Below are 22,774 nucleotides of genomic sequence, written 5' to 3' on the forward strand. Positions count from 1 at the left end.
AAGGCCCTTGGCGGGCCAGGCTCACTCGGCGACGATGCCCGTCCTGCGCACCACCTCGCCAAAGCGCTTGAGGCGGTCGGACATCATGGCCTCGAAGGCGGCGGGGCTCATTTCCTCGGGCGGCGTCACGCCACGGTCCTGCAGGCTGGCCACCATGGCCGGCGCCGTGGCGGCCTGGCGCACGGCCTTGAAGAGGGCCTGCACCACGGGTGCGGGCGTGCCGGCCGGCGCGGCCAGGCCGGTCCAGGAGCTCATGTTCAGTTGCTGGTAGCCGACCTCGGCCAGCGTGGGCACATCGGGAATTTGCGCCACGCGCTGCTCGGAGGCCACGGCCAGGGCGCGCACCTTGCCTGCCTGGATGTGGGGCAGCATGGAGATGAGGTTGTCGAAGAACACCTGCACCTCGCCCGCCAGCACCGAGGTGACCAGCAGCGTGCCGCCCCGGTAGGGAACATGGGTGATGTCCAGGCCCGCATCGGCCTTGAACATCTCCATGTTGAGCTGGCCCATGCTGCCCGTGCCGCCGCTGCCGTAGTTGAGCTGGCCAGGGTGCTTTTTGGCATAGGCGATGAACTCCGCAAAGCTGCGGATGGGCAGGCTCGCGGGCACGACCAGCACATTGGGCAGGCGGCCCAGGATGGCGATGTTCTCGAAGTCCTTGATGGGGTCGTAGCCCACCTTGGGCTGGGTCAGCGGATTGGCCAGGTGGCTGCTCTGCGAGGACACGACCAGGGTGTAGCCGTCCGGCTTGGCGCGCGCCACGGCCAGCGCGGCCACCGAGCCGCCCGCGCCGGGCCGGTTCTCCACCACGATGGGCACGCCCAGGATGCGCGCCATGGGCTCGGCATACTGGCGCGCCATGGCGTCCACCGAGCCACCGGCCGGAAACGGCACGATGAAGCTGATCTGGCGCGTGGGGTAGCCGGCGGCCTTGCCTTCAGCGGCCAGCGCCGCAAGCGGCGCCAGCACACCCAGGCCCAGCCCCGCGCCGAGCACACGGCGGCGGGAAGGGTGGCTGGCAGCCTGGCGGGCGATAGGGGTCATGCTCATGTCTCCTCCTTATGGAAATACGTCGGCTGCGCCCGGCCATCCAGGGCGCCCTGCTTACTCGGCCACGATATGGGCCTTGCGCACCACCTCGCCGAAGAGCTTCAGGCGCTCGGCCATCATCTTCTCGAAGGCGGCGGGGCTCATCTCCTCGGGGGCGACCACGCCGCGCTCCTTGAGGCTGGCCACCATGGCCGGCGCCGTGGCCGCCTGGCGGATGGCCTTGTACAGCGTCTGGACGATGGCGTCGGGCGTGCCCGCAGGCGCCGCAATGCCGGTCCAGGAACTCATGTTGAGCTGGGGATAGCCGACCTCGGCCATGGTGGGCACGTCGGGCAGCATGGGCAGGCGCTGCTCCGAGGCCACGACCAGGGCGCGCACCTTGCCCGACTGCACGTGGGGCAGCATGAAGACCAGGTTGTCGAGGATGAACTGCACCTCGTTGCCGATAGCGGCCGTGACCAGCGGCGAGCCGCCACGGTAGGGGATGTGCGTGGCGAAGATGCCCGTGGCGGCCTTGAGCATTTCCACATTGAGCTGGCCCATGCTGCCGATGCCGGCGCTGCCGTAGTTGACCTGGCCGGGGCGCTTTTTCACGTACTCGATGAACTCCTGGAAGTTCTTCACGGGCAGGCTGGAATGCACCATCAGCGCATTGGGCTGGCGGCCCAGGATGGCAATGTTCTCGAAGTCCTTGATGGGGTCGTAGCCCACCTTGGGCTGGGTCAGCGGATTGGCCAGGTGGCTGCTCTGCGAGGACACGACCAGGGTGTAGCCGTCCGGCTTGGCGCGCGACACGTACTGCGTGGCCACCGAGCCGCCCGCGCCGGGCCGGTTCTCCACCACGATGGGCACGCCCAGGATGCGCGACAGGGGCTCGGCGTACTGGCGGCCCATGATGTCCACCGAACCGCCGGGCGGAAACGGCACGACCAGCGTGATCGGGCGCGAGGGGTACTTGTCATCGGCGCGTGCGGCCAGCGGCGCCAGCGCGGACAGGCCCGCCAGGCCAAGGCCTGCGCCCAGCAGCTTGCGGCGGGTGTTCAGGGAGGGGTTCACGGACAGGTTTTTCATGGGTATCAGCGCAATCAGGGGTGATCAAAGATGGCGAGGGCCACGGCCTGCGCACGCGGCACGAAGGTGGCCAGCTCGCAGTACTCGCGCTCGGTATGGGGATGGCCGCCCACGGGGCCGGTGGCGCACAGCGTGGGCACGCCCACCGAGGCGGTCAGGCCGCTGTCGGCCGCGCCGCCCGTGAACTCGCCCTGCACATCAAAGCCCAGCGACTGCGCGCCGCGCCGGTACAGCTGCAGCAACGCATCAGGCGTGGGCGCCATGGGCAGGGTGCGGCGCACGGCGGTGACGCGGCCCTGGGTGCGGGGCACGGATTCTTCCTCCACGATGGCGCGGATGCGCTCCATCAGCGCATCGGGATCGGTCTGGGCCGTGTAGCGCACATCGAGCTCGGCCTTGGCGTGGGGCGCCACCATGTTCGGCACGATGCCGCCCTGCAGCACGCCCACATTGGTGGTCGTGCCCGTGGCGGGATCGGTCAGCGCATGCAGGGCCAGCAGCTTGCGCGCCATGGCCTCCAGCGCGCTGGCGCCGGCCGCGTGGTTGATGCCCGCATGGGCGGCCACGCCCTGCACCTCGAACTCCACGGCCATCGATCCCTTGCGGCTGGTCACCAGGTTGCCACTGACGCGGCCGGGCTCGGCATTGAAGACGGCGCGCGCGCCGCGCACCGTGTCCATGATGGTCTGGCGCGTGGCGGGCGAGCCGATTTCCTCATCGCACGAGAAGAACAGCTTGAGCGGCGCGCCCAGGCCGCCGCAGCGCGCAAAGGCCTCGGCCACGAAGACGTTGAGCACCAGGCCCGACTTCATGTCGGCCACGCCGGGACCGTAGGCCCTGCCCTCTTCCACGCGGAAGGGGCGGCGCGCCACGGTGCCCGCCGGAAAGACCGTGTCCATATGGCCCATCAGATAGATGGGTGCGCCTTCGGCCGGGCCGTCCCCGTCGGGACCGGCGACATCGGCATGCAGCAGCACGCCGTAGCCGGGCACGTCCTCGAAACGCACGGCCACGCCGGCCGCCTCCAGCCGCTCGCGCAGCGCCTGGGCCACGGCCAGGATGCCGGCTTCATCGCGGCTGCCGCTGTCGATATCGACAATTTTGTGCAACAGGCCTTGCATGGCCTGCTGCTGACCGCCCAGCCAGTCCAGCAGTCTCGCGCGCTGCTGCACGCGGCTTTGTTCGAGGGTATCGTGCATGGTGGAATCTCCAGAGTGCATGCAGTGTTGCACGCGACCCCCTATTTTGCAACACACGTTGCATATACAAGAAAAATATGAAATCACCATTGCAAAAAGCCGCACTGCTGCTGCCGCAGCGCCTGGCGCAGCAGGGCGCGGAGCTGACGGCCAGCGAGCTGACGCTGGCCCAGACCCTGGGCAGCAACTACCCGCATGCGCTGCTGGAGTCGGCCACGGCGCTGGCCGCGCACACGGGCACCAGCGCCTCGACCGTGGTGCGCCTGTTCGCCAAGCTCGGCTATGCCAGCTATGCCGAGGCCCAGCGCGAGGCGCGCGGCGAGGTGACGGCACTGCTGCAGACGGCCGCCCAGCGCGCGCCCGTGCTGCTGGGCGCGCAGCGCAGCCTGAGCGAGTGCGTGGACGATGCGCTGCTGCACGACCAGCACAACATCCAGGCCACGCGCGAGGGGCTGGACATGGCGGCCTTCGAGGCCATGGCCCGCAAGCTGGCCCAGGGCGAGGGCCGCGTGTTCGTGCTGGCCCAGCTCAACAGCTCGCCGGTATCCGCCTGGCTGGCCCTGCACCTGAACATGTGCCGCCCCGGCGTGCAGGAGCTGGATGCCGGAGCCATCGCGCCGGCCGACCAGCTGCTGTGGATCGGCCCCTCGGACACGCTGCTGGCCTTCAGCGTCAGCCAGTATTCGCGCGGCACCTTCGAGATAGCGCAGCGCTTTGCCGACGCCGGCGCCCAGGTGCTGGCCATCACCGACAGCCCCGCCGCGCCGCTGGCCACCGTGGCCCACCACTGGCTGCAGGTGCGCACGGCCAATGCCTCGCCCTTTCACTCCTACACGGCAGCCTTCTACCTGTGCAACGCCCTGGTCTCGGCCGTGGCCCAGCTGCGCCACAAGGATGTGTCCGAGGCCCTGGCCCGGCGCGACGCGCTGTGGAAGGAGTTCAACCACCAGTTGATCAGGACGGCCGAGCCGCGCGGGCCGGCTCGCGCCGCGCGCAAGCCACCCACGCGCAGGTCTTCTACATAGACCAGTAGTACTTGAAGCTCAGCGTGGCCTCGCGATCCACGCCGCGGAAGATGCCTGCGAAGTACTTGCGGTTGAACAGGTTGTTGATGTTCAGCGCGATGCGGTACTGCGGCGTCTCGTAGGCCAGCGCCAGGTCGGCCAGCGTGGCGGAGTCGTTGATGTTCAGCGTGCCGTCCGCTGCCACGTTGTAGGGAGAGCGACCCTTGTAGCGCAGGCCGCCGGCCACCATCAGGCCCGGCACCGCGCGCGGTCGGTAGTCCAGCCACAGGCTGGCCATGTGGCGTGTGGTCTGTATGGTCTGGCGGCCGATTTCGGCGGGCCGGTTGCTCTGCGTGGTGCGCGGGTCCAGGTAGGTGTAGCTGGCCAGCGCGTTCAGCTCGCGCGTGAGCGCGAAGCGGCCTTCCAGCTCCAGCCCCGTGGAGCGCACCTCGCCCGTCTGGATGCTGAAGCGCGGGTGGTCGGGGTCCAGCGTGGTGACGTTGGTCTGGCGCAGGTCGAAGACCGAGGCCGTGAACAGCGAGGTGCTTCCCGGAGGCTGGTACTTCACGCCCGCCTCGTACTGCTTGCCGCGCCGGGGCTCGAACGGATTGCCGTCGTACTGCAGGCCCGTGACCGGATCGAAGGAGGTCGCGTAGCTCGCATAGGGCGCCCAGCCGCTGTCGAACAGGTAGAGCAGGCCCGCGCTGCCGGTGGTGGCGCTGTCGCTCATGCGCGGCTGGGTGCTGCTGTTCTGCGTGGTGCGCGCCTGGTCATGGCGCAGGCTGAGATTGGCCACCCAGCGGTCCCACTTGAACTGGTTGAGCGTGTAGATGCCGGTCTGGCGCAGGTCCGTGCGGCTGTCCTCCAGCTCTGGATAGGCGATGGACTGGCCATAGGTGGGGTCGAGCATGTCCAGGTCGGGCACATCCCAGCCAAAGCCCAGGCCGCCGCGCTCCCTGTACTTCACATGGTCCATGCCGAAGGCCATCCGGTGCTGCAGCCCGCCCCAGCGCAGGTCCTTGTGCAGGCGGGTGTCCAGCGCCAGCGTGCGGCCCTTGGTGCGCTGGGCCAGGCTGGCGCGCGAGACGCTTCGGCCGTCGGCCAGCACGTCCATGGCGTAGATGTGGCGGTAGTCGATGTCGATGGTGGAGTAGCGCAGGTTCTGCGTGAGCTGCCAGCCGCTGTCGGTCTGGTGCGAGAACTCGTAGCCCAGCGATCGCGTGTCGCGGTCGAAGCGGTCGAAGGACGGGTCGCCGGCCGTCAGGTGCGCGGGCAGGTCCTTGATCTGCGGGTAGGTGAACAGGCTGGGCCACCACGACTTGGGCGTGCCGCGCTCGCGCGAGTAGCTGCCCAGCACGGTCAGGTGGGTGCGGCCGGAGAGGTTCCAGCGCAGCGAGGGCGCAATGGAGATGCGGTCATCGCGCGAGCCCACGGTGCGTCCGTCGCTGTCACGCGCCTTGAGGTTGAGCCGGTACAGCAGGTCGCCCGAAGCATCCAGCGCGCCGCCCAGATCGGCCGTGGCCTGGGCGCGCTGGTAGCGGCCATAGGACAGGCCCAAGCTGTTCACATGGTCGGCCTCGGGTTTCTTGGAGACCACGTTGATCACGCCGCCCGGCCGCCCTTGGCCAAAGAGCACGGAGGCCGGGCCCTTGATGACCTCGATGCTGTCCAGCTCGTCGATCTCGTCGTTCCACGAACCATAGGTGCCGGCCGAAAACTGCCGCAGGCCGTCCTTGTAGTAGGAGCTGCCATCGCTGAACCCCCGGATGATGGCACCCGTCATGCGCAGGTCCGCGCCCGTGACTTCGGTGGACACGCCGGCCGTGTACGACAGGGCCTGCTCGATGCTCTTGGGCGCCTGGTTCTGCAGTTGCTCCTGGGTGACGATGGAGATGGAGCGCGGCGTCTCGATCAGCGGCGTGTCCAGCTTGGTGCTGGCGCTCCTGCCGCTGCCCACGTAGCTGCCCGGCGCGGCCATGCGCTGCGATGTCACGTTGACCGTGGACAGCGTGGTGCCCGCCGACGGCTGCGGCGCAGGCGCCTTGCGCAGCGTGAACGTGCCCTGCTCGGTGCTGTGCGCGGTCACACCGGTGCCAGCCAACAGCCGGTCCATGGCCTCCTGCGGCGTGAAGCTGCCTTGGAGGGCCGGCGCCTGGCGGCCGCCCAGCACGGCTTCGTCGTACAGCACCTGGAACTGGGTCTGGCGGCCAAAGGCGCGCAGCGCGTTGATCAGCGGCTGCGCCGGCTGGTCAAAGGCCAGGCGCTGTCCGGATGACGGCATCGGTGAAGAGGCGGCCGGCTGCTGAAGCTGTTGCGCACGGGCGGACGGCGCGGCCCCCATGCCGGCCACGGCACCGGCCACCAGCCACGCCAGCAGGCGCGGCCCGGCCTGCGGGCCAGCGCCCTGCTCCTTCATGTTCCTGTGTCGGGCATGCGTGCCCCTGCCTGCGAATTCCCTGCCTGCTGCTTCTTGCGCTCTCATTGCCACTCCGTTGCTGTGCCGTTGCACGGGCACGCGACGGGCAGGCTGCAGGCAGCCGTCGCGGGCGATCAGGAACCGCGCCGGACAAGCCATTCCAGCCCACCCGCGCATGCGCGTCAGGTGTTGCGGCCGTTGGCTGGGGCGTGAGGGACGAGCGCCCTCGGTGGTCCTTGGCTGGCAGCCGTGCGGGCCTGGAAAATCCACGCCCCTGCCCCTATAGAAGCCAAGACCGGTGCAAAGCTGGAACCTGGGGTTGGCCGTCAGTTTGAAACAAATTGTTTCTCAACCTTCGATTCATCCCCGCACGATCAGCCACCCTCCGCCGCTGCGCGGCTGCACGCGTACCGCAATCAAGGCAGGCAGCGCGCGCACAAAGCGCTCGGGCGCGGCCGTGGCCAGCAGGCCCGAGACACGCAGGCGGCCCAGCGACTCGTCGCCCAGCTCCACGGGTGCACCCAGATAGCGCGACAGCTCCTGCGCCACCTCCGCCAGCGGCGTGCCGCTGAAGCGCACCTGGCCCGTGCGCCAGTCGCCCACGCTGTCCGCATCGGCCACAACGGAGCTGTGCCGGCCGGCGCTGTCCACAGCCACGCCCGCGCCTGCCGCCAGCAGCAGGACATCGCCCCCGGCCCGCTCCCGCTCGGGCCGCAGCTGCACCTTGCCCTCCAGCACCTTCACCACCAGCCGCGGCGGCCCGGCGCGCACATTGAACGCGGTGCCCACCACCCGGACGCGGCTGGCGCCGGAGTCCACGGTGAAGGGCCGGTCCGGGCCGGGTGTGACCTCGAAGAAGGCCTCGCCCCGATCCAGCACCACCTCGCGGCGGCGCGGGTAGTAGCGCACCTGAAGTTCGCTGTCCACGTTGAGGTCCACGCGCGAGCCATCGGGCAGCTCGATGCTCTGAGTCTGCCCGGGCGCCGTGCGGGCCTGCAGCGTATAGCTCGGCGTGTGGTCCCAGCGGTACCAGCCCCCCCAGGCCAGCAGCGAGACCACCGCCAGCACGGACAGGGCTGCTGCAGGGCGGCCGGGCCAGCGGGCATGAACGCGCTGGCGCGGCGGCGCGGCCGCTGGTGCAGCGCAGACGGCAGGCGCGGCGGGCGGCACCGCTGCGCCGAACTCATCGGGAAACAGTTCCCTGAGCTGTGGCGCGCCATGCCAGTGGCGCGACATGCCTTCGAAGATGCTGCGGTGCAGCGGGTTGGCGCCCAGCCACGCATCCAGCGCGCGCTCATCGGCGCCCGTCCAGTCCGGCTGCTGGCGGCGCACGAACCAGTCGGCCGCCCTGTCATGCAGCCCCACCAGCTCCTGCGGCGAAACGCCCGGGGGAAGTTCGTTGCTCATCGTGTGTTCTCTGCGGCGCCCGGCCGCTGCTCGTCTGCGCGCAGCAGGGCACGCATTTGCTCGGCGCTGGCGTAGCGTACGCGGATCTCGCAATAGGACAGTGCCCGGCTCAGGTGGCGCGAGACCATGCGCACGGTGATGTCCATGCGCTCGGCCGTCTGCTCCAGCGTCAGTTCCTGCACGCGGTGAAGCACGAAGGCCTGGCGCTGGCGCTCGGGCAGCTCGTTCAGGGCATCGCGCAGCCGGGCCAGGCGCTGGCGGCGCTCATCGTCCAGCGCATGATCGGCTCTGTCGCGGGCCGGCAGGGACTCGACCTCGTCGCGGCAATCCTCCACGGACACCAGCCGCACACCGGCCTGCTGCGGCGCCGTGCGGTGCGCGAAGGCCGCCACGCTGCGCACGACCTGATGCAGATAGGGCCGCTCTTCGTCCACGGGCAGGCACTTGTCGGCCGACAGCATGCGCACGAAGACCTCCTGGGAGGCATCCTCGATATCGGCCGGGCTCTTGAAGTACCGCGCCAGCATGCGCTGCAGCGGCTTGCGCCAGCGGGTGTAGAGACTGCGGGAATGGCCACCGGGCTCTCCCGGGGCGTCGTCGCGCTTCATGGCAGGCATGGCACGGCGGACGTGGAAGTTGTCCGGCGGCGGGGTAATGGGAGCGGAATCTGGAGCACGATGCAAACAGCTGAGCCGGCGATTGTATCGAGAACTATTCTCATCATCAGCTCGCCTTGGCCACAAAAAAGGGCGCCGAAGCGCCCCTTGATTGCCGTGCCCGCAAGGGCCGCACCGGTTCAGTGCTGCAGGATCTTGTTGAGAAATTCCTTGGTGCGCGGCTGGCGTGCTTCGGGGTTGCCGAAGAATTCGTCCTTGGAGCAGTCCTCCAGGATCTTGCCGCCCACGTCCATGAAGATCACACGGCTGGCCACCTTGCGTGCGAAGCCCATTTCGTGGGTCACGCACATCATGGTCATGCCTTCGTTGGCCAGGCCGATCATCACGTCCAGCACTTCGCCGACCATTTCGGGGTCCAGCGCGGAGGTCGGTTCGTCGAACAGCATCACGATGGGGTCCATGGACAGCGCGCGCGCAATGGCCACGCGCTGCTGCTGGCCACCCGACAGCTGGCCCGGGAACTTGTCCTTGTGCGCCGTCAGGCCCACGCGGTCCAGCATCTTGAGGCCACGCTTCTTGGCATCGTCCGGGCTGCGACCCAGCACCTTGATCTGGGCGATGGTCAGGTTCTCGGTCACCGACAGGTGCGGGAACAGCTCGAAGTGCTGGAACACCATGCCCACGCGGCTGCGCAGCTGGGGCAGGTTGGTCTTGGGATCGTGCACGGCCACGCCGTCCACGAAGATCTCGCCCTTCTGGAAGGGCTCCAGCGCGTTGATGGTCTTGATCAGCGTGGACTTGCCCGAGCCCGAAGGGCCGCAGACCACCACGACCTCACCCTTCTGGATGTTGGTGGAGCAGTCGGTCAGCACCTGGAAGCTGCCGTACCACTTGGAAACGTTCTTGAGTTCAATCATTGGTTCACTCCGACTCGTGTCAGTTGTCCATCGCCGCGCCGACAAGGGGCGCGGTCATGGGGGCGGGACGGCCAGCAAGGGCCGCCCCGCAGCCAAGGCCGTCGTCCCCCTTCAAGGGGGAAGGCGCGAAGCGACTCAGGGGGTGGTGTGTCATCGAATGATGGCAATCTTTTTGTGCAGGCGCTTGACTGCCCACGAGAGCGAGTAGCACAGCACGAAGTAGGTCACGCCAGCGGCCAGATAGGATTCGATGGGACGGCCATAGTTCTTGCCCGCCACTTCGAAGCCCTTGAGCATGTCGTAGGCACCGATGGCATAGACCAGCGAGGTGTCCTGGAACAGGATGATGGTCTGCGTGAGCAGCACCGGCAGCATGTTGCGGAAGGCCTGGGGCAGGACCACGAGGCGCATGTTCTGGCCGTAGGTCATGCCCATGGCCTGGCCCGCGGAGACCTGGCCGCGCGGGATGGACTGGATGCCCGCGCGCATGATCTCGCTGAAGTAGGCCGCCTCGAAGGCGATGAAGGTGATGATGGCCGAGACCTCGGCGCCGATGGGCCGACCGATGATCAGCGGCATCAGCAGGAAGAACCACAGGATCACCATCACCAGCGGCACGGAGCGCATGCCGTTGACGTAGAGCGTGGCGGGCACATCAAGCCACTTCTTGCCGGACAGGCGCATCAGCGCCAGCACGGTGCCGAAGAGCACGCCGCCGATGGTGGCGATGACGGTCAGCGTCAGGCTGAAGTACAGGCCCTTCAGCACGAAGTTGCTGAACAGGTCCCAGGTGAAGAACGACCAGTCGATTTGCAGGTTCATGTCAGTGTCCTCCGCCGCTGGCAGCGATCAGGCCCGGGACGCGCGAACGCTTCTCGATGAAGGCCATGATGCGGTTGATGGCAAAGGCGGAAACCACATACAGGCCGGTGACGGCCAGATAGATCTCGATGCCGCGCGAAGTCTCTTCCTGCGCCTGCATGGCGAACATGGTCAGCTCGGCCACGGACACGGCGAAGGCCACGGACGAGTTCTTGAACACGTTCATGGTCTCGCTGGTCAGCGGCGGGATGATGATGCGGAACGCCATGGGCAGCAGCACGTAGCGGTAGTACTGGAACGTGGTGAAACCCATCGCCATGCCCGCATAGCGCTGGCCGCGCGGCAGCGCCTGGATGCCCGAACGCACCTGCTCGGCGATACGCGCCGAGGTGAAGAAACCCAGCGCCAGCACCACGAGCACGAAGCCCGGCAGCGACTTCAGCGCAGGAACAAAGGACGGAACCACGTGGTACCACATGAAGATGTGGACCAGCAGCGGAATATTGCGAAACAGCTCCACCCAGGCATTGCCCAGCCGCACGATCCACGGCCGGCCCTCCAAAGTGCGCAGCGTGCCGATCAGCGATCCGACGACCAGTGCGATCAACAGCGACAGCAGCGACACGGAAATGGTCCAGCCCCAGGCCGACAGCATCCAGTCCAGGTAGGTGATATCGCCGTTCTTGCCGAAGCAGCTTTGACCGACCTCTTGGGTAATGGTGTCCTGGCAGAACACCTGCCAATCCCAACTCATAGGAGCACCCCTTCATTCAAAACACGAAATGCGTGCCGGCAGAAAAACCGGCGACGCAACAAAAAACGCCCCTTCCAACCGCATGGCAGAAGGGGCGGCATTCAGCTGGTGCTTACTTGACTTCGTACGACTCCATGGGCTTGTCGTTGGGGTGAGCCCATGCGTCCTTGGTGGCGTCGGACAGTGGCAGGCCGACCTTCACGTTGACCGGGGGAATCGGCTGCATGAACCACTTGTCATAGAGCTTGGCCAGCGAGCCGTCGGCGATCTGGCGCTTGATGGAGTCGTCCACGGCCTTCTTGAAGGCAGGGTCGTCCTTGCGCAGCATGCAGGCGATGGGCTCGACCGACAGGGTTTCGCCGACGATCTTGTAGTCGGCAGGTGCCTTGGACTTGGAGATGTTGGCGGCCAGGATGGAGCCGTCCATGATGAAGGCGTCGGCACGGCCGGTTTCCAGCATCAGGAAGCTGTCGGCGTGGTCCTTGCCCATGACTTCCTTGAAGGTCAGGCCGTCGGCGCGCTTGTTCTTGCGCAGGGTCTGCACCGAGGTGGTGCCCGTCGTCGTGACGATGGTCTTGCCGTTCAGGTCCTTGATGCCGGTGATGCCGGAGTTGCCCTTGACGGCGATGCGCACTTCTTCCACGTAGGTGGTCACGGCGAAGGCCACATCCTTTTGGCGGGCCTGGCTGTTGGTGGTGGAGCCGCACTCGATGTCCACGGTGCCATTGGTCACCAGGGGGATGCGGTTTTGCGAGGTGACGGGCTGGTACTTGATGTCCAGCTTGGCCAGGCCCAGTTCCTTCTGGATGTCAGCCAGCACGCGCTCGCCCATCTCGGTGTGGAAGCCCACGTACTTGCCATTGCCCAGCGTGTAGCCCAGGCCGGAGGATTCACGCACGCCCAGCGTCACGGCGCCGGAGGACTTGATCTTGGCCAGGGTGTCACCAGCCTGCGCGAAAGCGCTGCCTGCAGCCAGGGCGGTCACGGCGATGGCCAACAAATGCTTCTTCATACGGGTCTCCTGAGATGAGAACGAAAACGGTCTTGATGAGAACGGTCGAGTCGCCTTGTGGGCTTGCTCGAACTATCAACGATGTGACACATATTGTGCAATCACGCACGGTGCTGGAGCACCGAGACGTGCTAGGGCTTTCCAGCACGTCAGCCGGATTCAGGTAAGCAACTGCCGTGCCATGGCACGCGTTTTTTGCCCGATCCAGCGCACCGGCGGTCCTGCACACGGCGTGGTTGCTGTGCGCGCACTCTAATGCCAGGGCCGGTGGCACAGCCAATGCCGTTTGCAAAAGCCCTTATGCATGCTATGCATAATAGGTGTTTACCCTAGGCATAACCCGTGCACCAAGTCGGGCTCTTGCCGGGCACCCGCATGCACCAACGTGCAGCAAAAAGGGGCTGCGAGAGCCCCTTTTTTCCTGATGCGTGCCGTTTGGCGTGTCAGCCGATGGTCTCGCCCTGCTCCAGCAGGAAGTTCCACAGCGCGCCGGCCACGCCCTGGGGCGCGTCCTTGCTGGCGGGTTTTTCACGGTAGGCGCGCACTTCCATGTCCATGCGAAAACCGTTGTCGCCCGCAGGTGCGGCGCTGACCAGGCGCCCGGCCTCCAGCTCGTTGCGCACGGCGCTGAACGGCAAGAACGCGACGCCATGGCCTTCCAGCGCCATGGCCTTGAGGCCTTCGGCCATGTCGGTCTCGTAGACGCGTTCCAGGTGCACGGCCTCGGCCGCTTCCTTGAGGATGAGCTCCGTCACCCGGCCCAGGTAGGCGCCGGGCGCATAGCCCAGATAAGGCAGCGGCTGGCCCTGGCGGCCCGGCAGCTGGTGCAGCGGCAGGCCGTCGGCGTCGGGCTTGGCGTAGGGGGCGAGCACCTCATGGCCCAGGCTGACCATCTCGTAGCGCGCCGGGTCAAGCTGGAAGGGCTGGGACGGATGGAAGTAGGCGATCAGCAGGTCGCAGCCGCCTTCGACCAGGCGCATCACGGCGTCATGCACGTTGAGCGCGAACAGCCGGCTTCGGAACGGCCCGAACTTGGCCTGCACGCTGGAGACCCAGTTCGGGAAGAAAGTGAAGGCCAGCGTGTGCGGCACCGCAAACCCCACCATGCCCTTGCCCGCGCTGACGTGGGCACGCAGCATGGTGCGCGTGCTCTGCAGCGACTGCAGCATCTCCAGCGCCTGGTCATACATGGTCTTGCCGGCCGGCGTGAGCCGGGTCGGGTAGGAGCTGCGGTCCACAAGGTCGGTGCCGGCCCAGGCCTCCAGTGCCTGGATGCGGCGCGAGAACGCAGGTTGCGTCACGTGCCGCAGTTGGGCGGAGCGGCTGAAACTGCGTGTTTCAGCCAGGCTGACGAAATCTTCTAGCCATTTGGTTTCCATGCCCGCCATTATCCGCCGGGCCGTGACGGGTGCCTGACAGGGCAGGGATGGTCCCTCTGGCACACCGCATGGATGCGCACATAATGGCGCTGCGCCGCATTTACCCAATGTGACATTTTTTCCTCACGGCCCCCGGCACACGACGCCGAGGAAGCTCAGTGACTGCATCTGCCCCGCCATGTGTAATTTTCTGACTCCCCGCGTCCATGTCATCCCCTCCCACCGAAAACGGCGCCGCTGAGACGCCTTCGCAGCCGGACGAGCCGCGCTCGCTGCGCATCGAGGACTGGCTCACCGTGGTGATCATGGCCCTGCTGGCCCTGATCACCTTCGCCAATGTGCTGGTGCGCTACTTCACTTCCTCCTCCTTCGCCTGGACCGAGGAAATCTCGGTCTTCCTGATGATCCTGCTGGCCATGGTCGCGGGCTCGGCGGCCGTGGCGCGCAACGCCCATATCCGCATCGAGTACTTCGCCGAAGGCGGCAGCGCCCTGCGCAGGAAGCGCCTGGCGCGCTTCGGCACGCTGATGGTGGCCCTGCTGTTCGCCGTGATCGCCGCACTGAGCGTGCGCGTGGTCTGGGACGACTACCGGTTCGAGGAAACCTCGCCCGGCATCGGCGTGCCGCAGTGGTGGTATTCGATGTGGCTGCCGATTTGCTCGGCCCTGATCACGGTGCGCGCGCTGCAGCTGTTCCAGCGCCAGGGCCGCCCTGGCGCCTTCGATGACAGCACCGGGGAGAAGGCGCAATGATCGCAACCCTGCTCTTCATCGCCTTCCTGGGCCTGATGTTCCTGGGCGTGCCGATCGGCGCGGCCCTGGGCCTGGCGGGCGCCGCCGCCATCGCGCTGGCCAGCCCCGACACGCAGTGGTTCGGCCTGCTGGCCGTGCCGCAGAACTTCTATGCGGGCCTGGGCAAGTACCCGCTGCTGGCGATTCCGATGTTCGTGCTCGTGGGCTCGATCTTCGACCGCTCTGGCGTGGCGCTGCGCCTGGTGAACTTCGCCGTGGCCATCGTGGGCCGCGGCCCCGGCATGCTGCCCCTGGTGGCGATTGCCGTGGCCATGTTCCTGGGCGGCATCTCGGGCTCGGGCCCGGCCAATGCCGCCGCCGTGGGCGGCGTGATGATCGCGGCCATGAGCCGCGCCGGCTATCCGGGCAGCTTCTCGGCCAGCGTGGTGGGCGCGGCTGCGGCCACCGACATCCTGATCCCGCCGTCCGTGGCCTTCATCATCTACTCGGTGCTGGTGCCCGGCGCCTCGGTGCCGGCGCTGTTTGCGGCCGGCATGATCCCCGGCATCCTGGCCGGCGTGGCGCTGATCATTCCCGCCGTGTGGATGTCGCGCAAGCACAAGATGGGTGCGCTGGAATCGTCCATGCCGCGCCCGCCGTTCTGGCACAGCCTGCGCGAGGCCTCCTGGGGCCTGGCCGCTCCGGTGCTGATCCTGGGCGGCATGCGCGCCGGCTGGTTCACCCCCACCGAGGCCGCCGTGGTGGCCGTGTTCTACGGCCTGTTCGTGGGCATGGTGATCCACCGCACCATCACGCTGCGCGACCTCTACCCCATCCTGCGCGAGGCCGGCGAGCTGTCGGCCGTGATCCTGCTGGTGGTATCGCTGGCCGGCATCTTCGCGTTCTCGCTGTCCACGCTGGGCGTGATCGATCCGGTGGCCAAGGCCATCGTGGACTCGGGCCTGGGCGAGTACGGCGTGATGGCTCTGCTGATCCTGCTGCTGATCACCGTGGGCATGTTCCTGGACGGCATCTCCATCTTCCTGATCTTCGTGCCGCTGCTGCTGCCGATCATGCAGCACTACAACTGGGACCCGGTGTGGTTCGGCGTCATCCTCACGCTCAAGGTGGCGCTGGGCCAGTTCACGCCGCCGCTGGCCGTGAACCTGATGGTGTCCTGCCGCATCGCGGGCGTGCGCATGGAGTCCACCGTGCGCTGGGTCGGCCCCATGCTGCTGGCCATGTTCCTGGTGATGATCGCCGTGATCGCCTTCCCGCAGCTGGCTCTCTGGCTCCCAGCACGCCTGGGCTACTGATTCCCCAAAAATTCAACAAGGAGACCTTCGCAATGAAACTTCGCACTTTCCTCGCCAGCGGCCTGGCCGCGGCTGCGGCCCTGGCCCTTTCGTCCGCTCCCGCAGTGGCGCAGACTCCGGCCAAGTACAAGAGCGAGTACCGCATGTCGCTGGTGCTGGGCACGGCCTTTCCCTGGGGCAAGGGCGGCGAGATCTGGGCCAACAAGGTGCGCGAGCGCACCAACGGCCGCATCAACATCAAGCTCTACCCGGGCGTGTCCCTGATCCAGGGCGACCAGACGCGCGAATTCAGCGCGCTGCGCCAGGGCGTGATCGACATGGCCGTGGGCTCCACGCTGAACTGGTCGCCCCAGATCAAGGAGCTGAACCTGTTCGCCCTGCCCTTCCTCATGCCCGACTACGCCGCTGCCGACGCGCTCACGCATGGCGAGCCCGGCAAGCGCCTGTTCCAGCGCCTGGAAAAGGCCGGCGTGGTGCCGCTGGCCTGGGGCGAGAACGGCTACCGCGAGATCAGCAACTCCAAGCACGCCATCAAGACCCCTGCCGACCTCAAGGGCCTGAAGATCCGCGTCGTGGGCTCGCCGCTGTTCCTGGACACCTTCACCGCGCTAGGCGCCAACCCCACGCAGATGAGCTGGGCCGATGCCCAGCCCGCCATGGCCAGCGGCGCCGTGGACGGCCAGGAAAACCCCGTCTCGGTCTACATGGCCGCCAAGCTGCAGTCCGTGGGCCAGAAGCATCTGACGCTGTGGGGCTACATCAACGATCCGCTGATCTTCGTGGTCAACAAGGACATCTGGGCCACCTGGACCAAGGAAGACCAGGACATCGTGCGCCAGGCCGCCGTGGACGCTGCCAAGGAGCAGATCGTGATCGCGCGCAAGGGCATGATCGAGGCCGACAAGCCGCTGCTCAAGGACCTGGCCGCCAACGGCGTGACCGTGACCCAACTCACGCCAGCCGAGCGCGAAGCCTTCGTCAAGGCCACGCGCCCTGTCTACGACAAGTGGAAGCAGCAGGTCGGCACCGACCTGGTGGATGTGGCGGAGAAAGCCATTGCCGCGCGAACTCGTTAGAATGCTATCGGTTGATCGCACACTCCGGTAGAAGCAAAAGGCCCCGCTCTGCGGGGCCTTTTTTTTCGCCATCCTGCTGCGCAGGAACGGCCTGGGTCTCCGGCACGCCATCAACGAACGCCATGCCCCCATGATGGCCTCGGCGAATGGGACAGCCTCTATGAGGCAGCAGCGCCGGCGCCCTGCACGCCACCCAGCAACATGTCTGTCCCCATCTCGCACAGCAGCTCCTCCAGTGCGCCCGAGGCAATCAGCGGCGAGGCCTCCAGCGAGGCGAAGCGCACCGTGCCCAGCACGGCCCGCGTGGCCACGTAAAGGCGCGCATAGGACAGCGAGGGACCGCCCCAGCGCTGCAGGTGGGCGGCCATGCGCTCGGCGGTCTCGCGCATGGACAGGGCAATGCGCTCGTCACCATCCTGGCGCCAGGCAAAGCGCGCCAGCTTGCGCCGCGCGGGCGTGCGGCCCGCAAAGCCCTCGACGATGCAGGCGACCACGCCGCGCGCCACGGCCTCGCGCGGCAGGCCCTGCTCCGACGCCTGCTCCAGCCAGGTCTCGATGGCCGCGACGGCCACACGGCGCTGGCCATCGACCATGGCGCGGAAGACAGCCTGCTTGTCGGGGAAGTACTGGTAGAGCGTGCCGATGGAGACGCCTGCGCGCTCGGCAATGCGGTTGGTGGTGAGCGCGGCTTCGCCCTCCTTGACCAGAATCTGAGCTGCTGCCTGAACAATGGCCTGCAGCGTACGCTGCGCACGGGCCTGTACGGGCTGTCTTCTTCTCTGGGATTCAGTGGTAGTGGAGGTATGGGAGGGCATGCGGCAAAACCTGAGCACAAGGCGAGTTTCCTGCCCGGAGTTTAAGCACTACAGTGGCCGGCCATTGCAGCAAATCCCAAGGAATACACCATGAAGAAGCATCAGCACACCGGCGCGTGGGAAGCCCTGCCGTGAAGGGAGTGCAACTGCTGGCCCTGGCCGCCGCCCTGTTCGACACGGCGGCCGCGCTGGCCCACTTCGCCTGCATCGTCTGGGGGGGACGCGGGCTGCGGCTCATGGGGGCCGGCGAGCGCATGGCGCGCATGGCCGAGGCCGGGCACTGGTATCCGCCGCTGGTGTCGGCGGCCATCGGCGTGGTGCTGTCGCTGCTGGCGGGGTATGCGCTGGCAGGCGCGGGCCTGCTGGGACCCCTGCCCTTCATGCGCCCGGTGCTGGCCGGGGCCGGCCTGGTGCTGGTGGCGCGGGCCGTGGCCTATCCGTGGCTGAAGCCGCGGTTCCCGGACAACAGCGACCGCTTCTGGCATGTGTCCTCGGCCATCTGCCTGGTCATGGGACTGCTGCACCTGGCAGCAACTGCCGGGATGGCACAGGGCTGAATCCGGCCTCAGGCCGTGACGGGCGAGACCAGCGGGCGGCCTTCCAGGTGGCAGCGCATGTTGGCGATGAAGCGGTCCACCGAGGCCTGCACGGCTTCGGGCGACCAGCCGCCCACATGGGGCGTGAGCACCACGGCGTCCAGGTCCAGCAGTTCGGCCGGGGGCGCGGGTTCGCTTTCGTAGACATCCAGGCCCGCGCCGGCAAGGCGGCCTTCGCGCACGGCGGCGGCCAGGGAGGCGGTATCGACCACGCTGCCGCGCGCGATATTGACCAGATGGCCCTGCGGGCCCAGCGCATCCAGCACCTGCGTGTTGATGAGGTGGCGCGTGCCCGGGCCGCCCGGCGTGGCGACCAGCAGCACATCGGCCCATTGCGCCAGGGACAGCAGGTCGCCGAAGTAGCGGTGGGGCAGCTCGCTGCGCTGGCTGCGGTTGTGGTAGCCGATCTCCATCTCGAAGCCCAGCGCGCGCTGGGCGATCTTGGCGCCGATGGCGCCCATGCCGAGGATGCCCAGGCGCTTGTGCGAGACATTGGGAGGCAGCGGCATGGCAGTGCGCCAGACGCCGTCGCGCGTGGCGCGGTCCAGGCGCACCAGGCCGCGCACGGAGGCGATCAGCAGGCCCATGGCGTGGTCGGCCACGCAGTCGTCATTGGTGCCCGCGCCATTGCCCACGGCAATGCCATGGGCCTGCGCATGGGCGACATCGATGTTCTCGTAGCCCGCGCCCAGCGCGCAGACCAGCCGAAGCGCAGGCATGCGCTGCATCTGCGCGGCCGACAGGCCGATGGAGCCGATGGTCAGCACGGCCTGGATGCGTGCGCCGTGCTCGGCGAGAGCCGCCTCGCATTGGCTGGCGTCGGGCGCGTAGAGCAGGTCGAAGGAGGGAAAGGCCTGGGCCATCTGGCGCAGATGGCCTTCGGCGTTGAAGTTCAGGACAAGCAGGGCAGGTTGCATGGCGAAAGAGCGGCGCCCGCTGCCGCAGGGAAATCAGCGGCTTCAACGGGCTGTGGGCAAGGGGAAACCCATTGTCCACCCGCCAGAGGCCCTGAGCGGTGCCGCCCTACAGGTCCAGCACCAGCCGGGCGGATTTGGCGCGCGAGCAGCAGGGCAGGAACTGGTCGCAGGCGGCCTGTTCGTCCTCGGTCAGGTACATGTCGCGGTGCTCGGGCTCGCCCGAGAGCACGCGCGTGAGGCAGGTGCCGCACACGCCCTGCTCGCACGAGGTCTGCACCTCCACGCCGATGCCGGCCAGCGCCTGGACCACGGTCTGCTCGGGCGCCACGCCCACCACCTGGCCGGTGCTGGCGATCTCGATCTCGAAACCGGCATCGCCCTCGCGCTGCACGGCCTCGCCCGCGAAGAACTCGTAGTGCAGACTGTCCTCGCCCCAGCCCGACGTGCGAGCCATGCCCAGGGCCGCGTCCATGAAGCCGCGCGGGCCGCAGACATACAGGTGCAGGCCCGCCTGCGGGGCGCCGAGCAGCTGCGCCATGTCGAGCGCGCCCTCGCCATCCACATGCAGGTGCACGCGGTCGGCCCAGGGCATGGACTGCAGCAGGGCCGTGAAGGCCATGCGCTCGCGCGAACGCGCGCAGTAGTGCAGTTCGAAATCGGCACCCTCGCGCGCCAGCTGGCGCGCCATGGCCAGCACGGGCGTGATGCCTATGCCGCCGGCCAGCAGCAGATGCCGCGCAGGGCCGCCCGCATGCAGCGCGAAGTGGTTGCGCGGCGCGCCGATGGCGATCTGCTGGCCTTCCTGCACCTGTTCGTGCACGGCGGCCGAGCCGCCGCGCGAGGCGGCTTCGCGCAGCACGCCGACCACGTAGCGGCCCGTGTCCTGCGGGTCGTTGCACAGCGAGTACTGGCGCACCAGGCCGCCGGGCAGGTGCAGGTCGATGTGCGAGCCGGCCGTGAAGGCGGGCAGGCTCTGGCCGTCCAGCGGCACGAGTTCAAGGCTGCAGATGTCCTGCGCCTCGGCGCATTTGCGCGCGACGCGCACCTGGAGGATGGGGTTGGCTTGCATGGGGAAACGTGGGAATGGAGGGGTTCGGAAAAATCAGGCCGCCGCCAGCGCCTGGGCGCTGGCCTCGCGCAGCCGGCTGATCACGCGGCGCGCGCGATTGGGGCCGGCGTCCACGTGGATGTCGATGACGGGGCGCGCACCAAAGCGCTGCTGGTTGCGGAACTGGGCCTCGATGACGACCTTGTCCTCCTCGAAGGTGGCGGCCGTCTGGTCGATCACCAGGCGCGTGGTGTCCTGCATGTCGGGATGCGGGTTGGTGGCAATGGTCCAGAAGTAGTGGGCCGAATGCTCGGTCTCCGGCGTCACGCCGTGAAAGCCCCGCATGTGAAAGCCTTCGCGCTGCGGATCGTCAAGCTGCCCGCTGCCCGCATCCATGGCGCCAGTCCAGATGCGCACATGCGAGGGGTGGAACTCCACCTCCTGCCAGCGGTCGATGCGGCCCGCGAACGGCCAGGCCGCCGCATAGGTGGGCGGCGGGTCGGAGTCGGGCATCCAGCGCAGCACGGTGACGCTGTCGCCCTCCTGGCGCACCTTGAGCTCGGCATTCATGTGGACGCCGGCATTGCCGCCAATGGTCTTGAGGTGCACATAGCCCAGGTGGCTGAGGTCCAGCAGGTTGTCGTGGATGAGCTGGTAGGGCGCGTCGTAGTGGTAGACATCGCCGCCGAAGCGGTAGCGCGCATCCCCGTGCACGGGATAGGCGGGCGGCTCCTGCGCGGGCACGGAATCGGGCGTGGCGCCCATCCAGATCCAGAGAATCTGGTCACGCTCGCGCAGGTCGAAGGACTTGACGCAGGCCTTGGGCGGTATGCGCTGCTGGCCCGGAATCTCCAGGCACTGCCCGGCGCGGTCGAACAGCAGGCCGTGGTAGCCGCAGCGCAGGCCGCGCGCCTCCACCGTGCCGCAGGACAGCGGCAGCTCGCGGTGGCAGCAGCGGTCTTCCAGCGCGGCGACGCTGCCGTCGGGCGTGCGAAACAGCACGACGGGCCGGCCCAGCAGGGTGCGGGCCAGTGGCGCGTCCTGCAGCTCCCAGGCAAAGCCGGCGACATACCACTGATCCAGCGGGAAGGCGGGTGTGGAGGCGGGTGCAATGGTGGTGCATTCGGTCATGGGGTTCTCCTTCTTGTCTGCAAGTCGCGCTCAATGCGCCGACAGCGTGCGGCCCGTGGCTGCGGGCCTGCCGGCTTCAGGCCCTTGCAGCCGGTGCAGCGACACGATGCAGGCCGCGAACACGAAGGCCGCGCCATAGCCCACGTACAGCTGGCTGGCCGACCAGGAGGCGTCGAGCAGCGAGCCCGCGACCATGGGCGAGACGATGGCGCCGATGCGCCCTATGCCTATGCCCCAGCCCACGCCGGTCACGCGCACCTCGCCGCCATAGACCATGGGCGCGATGGCATAGAGCCCCGCCACGCAGCCGTTGACGAAGACGCCGATCAGGAAGGCCAGCGCGTACGACAGCAGCAGCGAGCCCGGATTGCTCACGATGAAGCACAGCAGCACGGCCGTGGCCAGCATGAAGCCGGCCAGCGCGCGGTGCACGGGATAGCGCGCCGCCAGCAGACCCAGCAAGGTGGCACCCAGGATGCCGCCCAGGCTCAGCAGCACGCCGCCGGTCACGCCCTGCTCGGGCGTGAGGCCCGAGGCGGCGAGCAGCTTGGGCGTCCAGCTCATCACGAAGTAAAAGCCGAACATCACCGCGAAGAACGACAGCCAGACCAGCAGCGTGGGCCGGCGCAGGCCCGGCGCGAACAGCTGCAGCGGGCCCCGCCGCACCGGCCCCGCCGATGCGGGCGCGGCAGGCGGCAGCGCCACCAGCGTGGGCAGGCCCAGCCGGCCGACCAGGGCATTGAGCCGCTGCAGCGCGCCGGCCGGGCGCCGCGCCAGCAGGAAGTCCATGGACTCGGGCAGTCGCCACCAGGCCAGGACCAGCACGCCCAGCGTCACGCAGCCGCCGAACAGGAAGACGGCGCGCCAGTCATGGCGCCCCAGCAGCCACACCGCGATGGAGCCGCCAATGCTGGCGCCCAGCGCATAGCCCGTGGACTGCAGGGTGACGGCCAGGCTGCGCCAGCGCTGCGAGGCGTATTCGCTGGCGATCACGTTGCTGCAGGCCAGGATGCCGCCCACGCCCAGGCCCGTGAGCACGCGCAACGCCGCAAGCTGGATGGCGCTGTGGCTGAAGGCCGAGCCCAGCATGCCCACGCCCGAGAGGGCCAGGCAGGCCAGGATCAGCGGCCGGCGGCCCAGCCGGTCGGCCCAGGGCGCGATCAGCAGCGATCCGCCCGCCATGCCGAACAGGCCCGCACTGAGCAGAAAGCCCAGCTGGGCGCCGCTGAGCTGCCAGTGCGCCGACACGGCCGAGGCCGTGAAGGCCATGACCAGCACGTCGAAGCCGTCGATCATGTTGAGCACCATGCACAGGGCTATGACCGACCACTGGAAGCGCGTCATGGGCCGCTGGTCGACGCTTGCACGCAGGTCGGCGCTCATGGCCGCAGCTCCTGCGAAAAGGGGATGGAAGATGCGGCGGCGCGGGGCCGCTGCAGGCGAGGGGCAAGCAGGCAGGCAGTCATCGTGGGTCTCCTTGGGGTCGAAGCTCTGGC

Annotated in this window: 21 protein-coding genes; 5 read left to right on the top strand and 16 right to left on the bottom strand. The window is 68.0% G+C overall.

Annotated elements, in window-relative coordinates:
* Positions 1–21: 21 nt before the first annotated feature.
* The 3 genes from DELCS14_RS25400 to DELCS14_RS25410 are packed head-to-tail and all read right to left on the bottom strand — an operon-like array spanning position 22 to position 3,320.
* On the bottom strand, positions 22–1,050 hold the full coding sequence (locus tag DELCS14_RS25400) for a tripartite tricarboxylate transporter substrate binding protein (protein WP_013804169.1): 1,029 nt from the start codon (positions 1,048–1,050) through the stop codon (positions 22–24).
* A gap of 54 nt (positions 1,051–1,104) precedes the next feature.
* Positions 1,105–2,121, bottom strand: a complete 1,017-nt coding sequence (locus tag DELCS14_RS25405; RefSeq protein ID WP_013804170.1) for a tripartite tricarboxylate transporter substrate binding protein BugE — start codon at positions 2,119–2,121, stop codon at positions 1,105–1,107.
* A 14-nt stretch (positions 2,122–2,135) separates the two neighbouring features.
* Positions 2,136–3,320: a M20 family metallopeptidase gene (locus DELCS14_RS25410; RefSeq protein WP_013804171.1), complete on the bottom strand. Its 1,185-nt coding sequence runs from the start codon at positions 3,318–3,320 to the stop codon at positions 2,136–2,138.
* Positions 3,321–3,397: 77 nt separating this feature from the next.
* Between DELCS14_RS25410 and DELCS14_RS25415 the strand changes: the two genes are divergently transcribed.
* Complete coding sequence (locus DELCS14_RS25415) at positions 3,398–4,345, top strand: MurR/RpiR family transcriptional regulator (protein ID WP_013804172.1); 948 nt, start codon at positions 3,398–3,400, stop codon at positions 4,343–4,345.
* Here the strand turns inward: DELCS14_RS25415 and DELCS14_RS25420 are convergent.
* The 8 genes from DELCS14_RS25420 to DELCS14_RS25455 form a co-directional block, all read right to left on the bottom strand.
* Positions 4,338–6,740 (bottom strand): TonB-dependent siderophore receptor, encoded by a 2,403-nt coding sequence (locus DELCS14_RS25420; RefSeq protein ID WP_043796450.1) that lies wholly within the window; start codon positions 6,738–6,740, stop codon positions 4,338–4,340. The genes DELCS14_RS25415 and DELCS14_RS25420 overlap by 8 nt on opposite strands.
* A 360-nt stretch (positions 6,741–7,100) precedes the next feature.
* Positions 7,101–8,147 carry a FecR domain-containing protein gene (locus DELCS14_RS25425; RefSeq protein WP_013804174.1) on the bottom strand — a complete coding sequence of 349 codons (1,047 nt, stop codon included), beginning with the start codon at positions 8,145–8,147 and terminating at the stop codon, positions 7,101–7,103.
* The gene (locus DELCS14_RS25430) at positions 8,144–8,755 is read right to left on the bottom strand and encodes an RNA polymerase sigma factor (protein WP_228676818.1); all 612 of its coding nucleotides are present in this window, start codon (positions 8,753–8,755) and stop codon (positions 8,144–8,146) included. Before DELCS14_RS25430 ends, DELCS14_RS25425 begins: the two co-directional genes overlap by 4 nt.
* A 188-nt stretch (positions 8,756–8,943) precedes the next feature.
* On the bottom strand, positions 8,944–9,681 hold the full coding sequence (locus DELCS14_RS25435; RefSeq protein ID WP_012203297.1) for an amino acid ABC transporter ATP-binding protein: 738 nt from the start codon (positions 9,679–9,681) through the stop codon (positions 8,944–8,946).
* A gap of 150 nt (positions 9,682–9,831) precedes the next feature.
* On the bottom strand, positions 9,832–10,503 hold the full coding sequence (locus tag DELCS14_RS25440; RefSeq protein ID WP_012203296.1) for an amino acid ABC transporter permease: 672 nt from the start codon (positions 10,501–10,503) through the stop codon (positions 9,832–9,834).
* 1 nt (position 10,504) lies between these two features.
* Complete coding sequence (locus tag DELCS14_RS25445; protein ID WP_013804176.1) at positions 10,505–11,257, bottom strand: amino acid ABC transporter permease; 753 nt, start codon at positions 11,255–11,257, stop codon at positions 10,505–10,507.
* Between the two features lie 112 nt (positions 11,258–11,369).
* Entirely contained in the window at positions 11,370–12,269 is a 900-nt protein-coding gene (locus tag DELCS14_RS25450) for a transporter substrate-binding domain-containing protein (protein WP_013804177.1), read from the bottom strand.
* A 443-nt stretch (positions 12,270–12,712) separates the two neighbouring features.
* Positions 12,713–13,648, bottom strand: coding sequence for a LysR substrate-binding domain-containing protein (locus tag DELCS14_RS25455; RefSeq protein ID WP_170962088.1), 936 nt, complete (start codon positions 13,646–13,648; stop codon positions 12,713–12,715).
* 206 nt (positions 13,649–13,854) lie between these two features.
* Between DELCS14_RS25455 and DELCS14_RS25460 the strand changes: the two genes are divergently transcribed.
* The 3 genes from DELCS14_RS25460 to DELCS14_RS25470 are packed head-to-tail and all read left to right on the top strand — an operon-like array spanning position 13,855 to position 16,771.
* On the top strand, positions 13,855–14,400 hold the full coding sequence (locus DELCS14_RS25460) for a TRAP transporter small permease (protein ID WP_013804178.1): 546 nt from the start codon (positions 13,855–13,857) through the stop codon (positions 14,398–14,400).
* Positions 14,397–15,695: a TRAP transporter large permease gene (locus DELCS14_RS25465; RefSeq protein ID WP_013804179.1), complete on the top strand. Its 1,299-nt coding sequence runs from the start codon at positions 14,397–14,399 to the stop codon at positions 15,693–15,695. The genes DELCS14_RS25460 and DELCS14_RS25465 overlap by 4 nt, the downstream gene beginning before the upstream one ends.
* 32 nt (positions 15,696–15,727) lie before the next feature.
* On the top strand, positions 15,728–16,771 hold the full coding sequence (locus DELCS14_RS25470; protein WP_012203290.1) for a DctP family TRAP transporter solute-binding subunit: 1,044 nt from the start codon (positions 15,728–15,730) through the stop codon (positions 16,769–16,771).
* A gap of 158 nt (positions 16,772–16,929) precedes the next feature.
* Here the strand turns inward: DELCS14_RS25470 and DELCS14_RS25475 are convergent, their stop codons facing one another.
* Positions 16,930–17,586, bottom strand: coding sequence for a TetR/AcrR family transcriptional regulator (locus DELCS14_RS25475; RefSeq protein WP_013804180.1), 657 nt, complete (start codon positions 17,584–17,586; stop codon positions 16,930–16,932).
* 131 nt (positions 17,587–17,717) lie between these two features.
* On the opposite strand from DELCS14_RS25475, the gene DELCS14_RS25480 reads away from it, so the two are divergent.
* Positions 17,718–18,143: a hypothetical protein gene (locus DELCS14_RS25480; protein ID WP_013804181.1), complete on the top strand. Its 426-nt coding sequence runs from the start codon at positions 17,718–17,720 to the stop codon at positions 18,141–18,143.
* Between the two features lie 8 nt (positions 18,144–18,151).
* On the opposite strand, the gene DELCS14_RS25485 is transcribed toward DELCS14_RS25480, so the two are convergent.
* The 4 genes from DELCS14_RS25485 to DELCS14_RS25500 all read right to left on the bottom strand — a co-directional run bounded on the left by DELCS14_RS25485 (position 18,152) and on the right by DELCS14_RS25500 (position 22,661).
* Complete coding sequence (locus tag DELCS14_RS25485) at positions 18,152–19,099, bottom strand: 2-hydroxyacid dehydrogenase (RefSeq protein WP_013804182.1); 948 nt, start codon at positions 19,097–19,099, stop codon at positions 18,152–18,154.
* A 106-nt stretch (positions 19,100–19,205) separates the two neighbouring features.
* A complete protein-coding gene (locus DELCS14_RS25490; protein WP_013804183.1) occupies positions 19,206–20,168 on the bottom strand; it encodes a PDR/VanB family oxidoreductase in 963 nt (320 codons plus the stop codon).
* Between the two features lie 33 nt (positions 20,169–20,201).
* Complete coding sequence (locus DELCS14_RS25495; protein WP_013804184.1) at positions 20,202–21,278, bottom strand: aromatic ring-hydroxylating dioxygenase subunit alpha; 1,077 nt, start codon at positions 21,276–21,278, stop codon at positions 20,202–20,204.
* Between the two features lie 30 nt (positions 21,279–21,308).
* Complete coding sequence (locus tag DELCS14_RS25500; protein ID WP_013804185.1) at positions 21,309–22,661, bottom strand: MFS transporter; 1,353 nt, start codon at positions 22,659–22,661, stop codon at positions 21,309–21,311.
* Positions 22,662–22,774: the final 113 nt, after the last annotated feature.

The sequence above is a fragment of the Delftia sp. Cs1-4 genome, assembly GCF_000214395.1.
Lineage (GTDB): Bacteria > Pseudomonadota > Gammaproteobacteria > Burkholderiales > Burkholderiaceae_C > Comamonas > Comamonas acidovorans.

Excerpts from the sequence above, each read along its gene's own strand:
- DELCS14_RS25440 (WP_012203296.1), bottom strand. The coding sequence starts at position 10,503 with ATGAACCTGCAAATCGACTGGTCGTTCTTCACCTGGGACCTGTTCAGC.
- DELCS14_RS25420 (WP_043796450.1), bottom strand. The coding sequence starts at position 6,740 with ATGAAGGAGCAGGGCGCTGGCCCGCAGGCCGGGCCGCGCCTGCTGGCG.
- DELCS14_RS25500 (WP_013804185.1), bottom strand. The coding sequence starts at position 22,661 with ATGAGCGCCGACCTGCGTGCAAGCGTCGACCAGCGGCCCATGACGCGC.
- DELCS14_RS25400 (WP_013804169.1), bottom strand. The coding sequence starts at position 1,050 with ATGAGCATGACCCCTATCGCCCGCCAGGCTGCCAGCCACCCTTCCCGC.
- DELCS14_RS25455 (WP_170962088.1), bottom strand. The coding sequence starts at position 13,648 with ATGGAAACCAAATGGCTAGAAGATTTCGTCAGCCTGGCTGAAACACGC.
- DELCS14_RS25465 (WP_013804179.1), top strand. The coding sequence starts at position 14,397 with ATGATCGCAACCCTGCTCTTCATCGCCTTCCTGGGCCTGATGTTCCTG.
- DELCS14_RS25495 (WP_013804184.1), bottom strand. The coding sequence starts at position 21,278 with ATGACCGAATGCACCACCATTGCACCCGCCTCCACACCCGCCTTCCCG.
- DELCS14_RS25485 (WP_013804182.1), bottom strand. The coding sequence starts at position 19,099 with ATGCAACCTGCCCTGCTTGTCCTGAACTTCAACGCCGAAGGCCATCTG.
- DELCS14_RS25415 (WP_013804172.1), top strand. The coding sequence starts at position 3,398 with ATGAAATCACCATTGCAAAAAGCCGCACTGCTGCTGCCGCAGCGCCTG.
- DELCS14_RS25430 (WP_228676818.1), bottom strand. The coding sequence starts at position 8,755 with ATGAAGCGCGACGACGCCCCGGGAGAGCCCGGTGGCCATTCCCGCAGT.
- DELCS14_RS25435 (WP_012203297.1), bottom strand. The coding sequence starts at position 9,681 with ATGATTGAACTCAAGAACGTTTCCAAGTGGTACGGCAGCTTCCAGGTG.
- DELCS14_RS25470 (WP_012203290.1), top strand. The coding sequence starts at position 15,728 with ATGAAACTTCGCACTTTCCTCGCCAGCGGCCTGGCCGCGGCTGCGGCC.
- DELCS14_RS25450 (WP_013804177.1), bottom strand. The coding sequence starts at position 12,269 with ATGAAGAAGCATTTGTTGGCCATCGCCGTGACCGCCCTGGCTGCAGGC.
- DELCS14_RS25460 (WP_013804178.1), top strand. The coding sequence starts at position 13,855 with ATGTCATCCCCTCCCACCGAAAACGGCGCCGCTGAGACGCCTTCGCAG.
- DELCS14_RS25405 (WP_013804170.1), bottom strand. The coding sequence starts at position 2,121 with ATGAAAAACCTGTCCGTGAACCCCTCCCTGAACACCCGCCGCAAGCTG.
- DELCS14_RS25445 (WP_013804176.1), bottom strand. The coding sequence starts at position 11,257 with ATGAGTTGGGATTGGCAGGTGTTCTGCCAGGACACCATTACCCAAGAG.
- DELCS14_RS25475 (WP_013804180.1), bottom strand. The coding sequence starts at position 17,586 with ATGCCCTCCCATACCTCCACTACCACTGAATCCCAGAGAAGAAGACAG.
- DELCS14_RS25425 (WP_013804174.1), bottom strand. The coding sequence starts at position 8,147 with ATGAGCAACGAACTTCCCCCGGGCGTTTCGCCGCAGGAGCTGGTGGGG.
- DELCS14_RS25410 (WP_013804171.1), bottom strand. The coding sequence starts at position 3,320 with ATGCACGATACCCTCGAACAAAGCCGCGTGCAGCAGCGCGCGAGACTG.
- DELCS14_RS25490 (WP_013804183.1), bottom strand. The coding sequence starts at position 20,168 with ATGCAAGCCAACCCCATCCTCCAGGTGCGCGTCGCGCGCAAATGCGCC.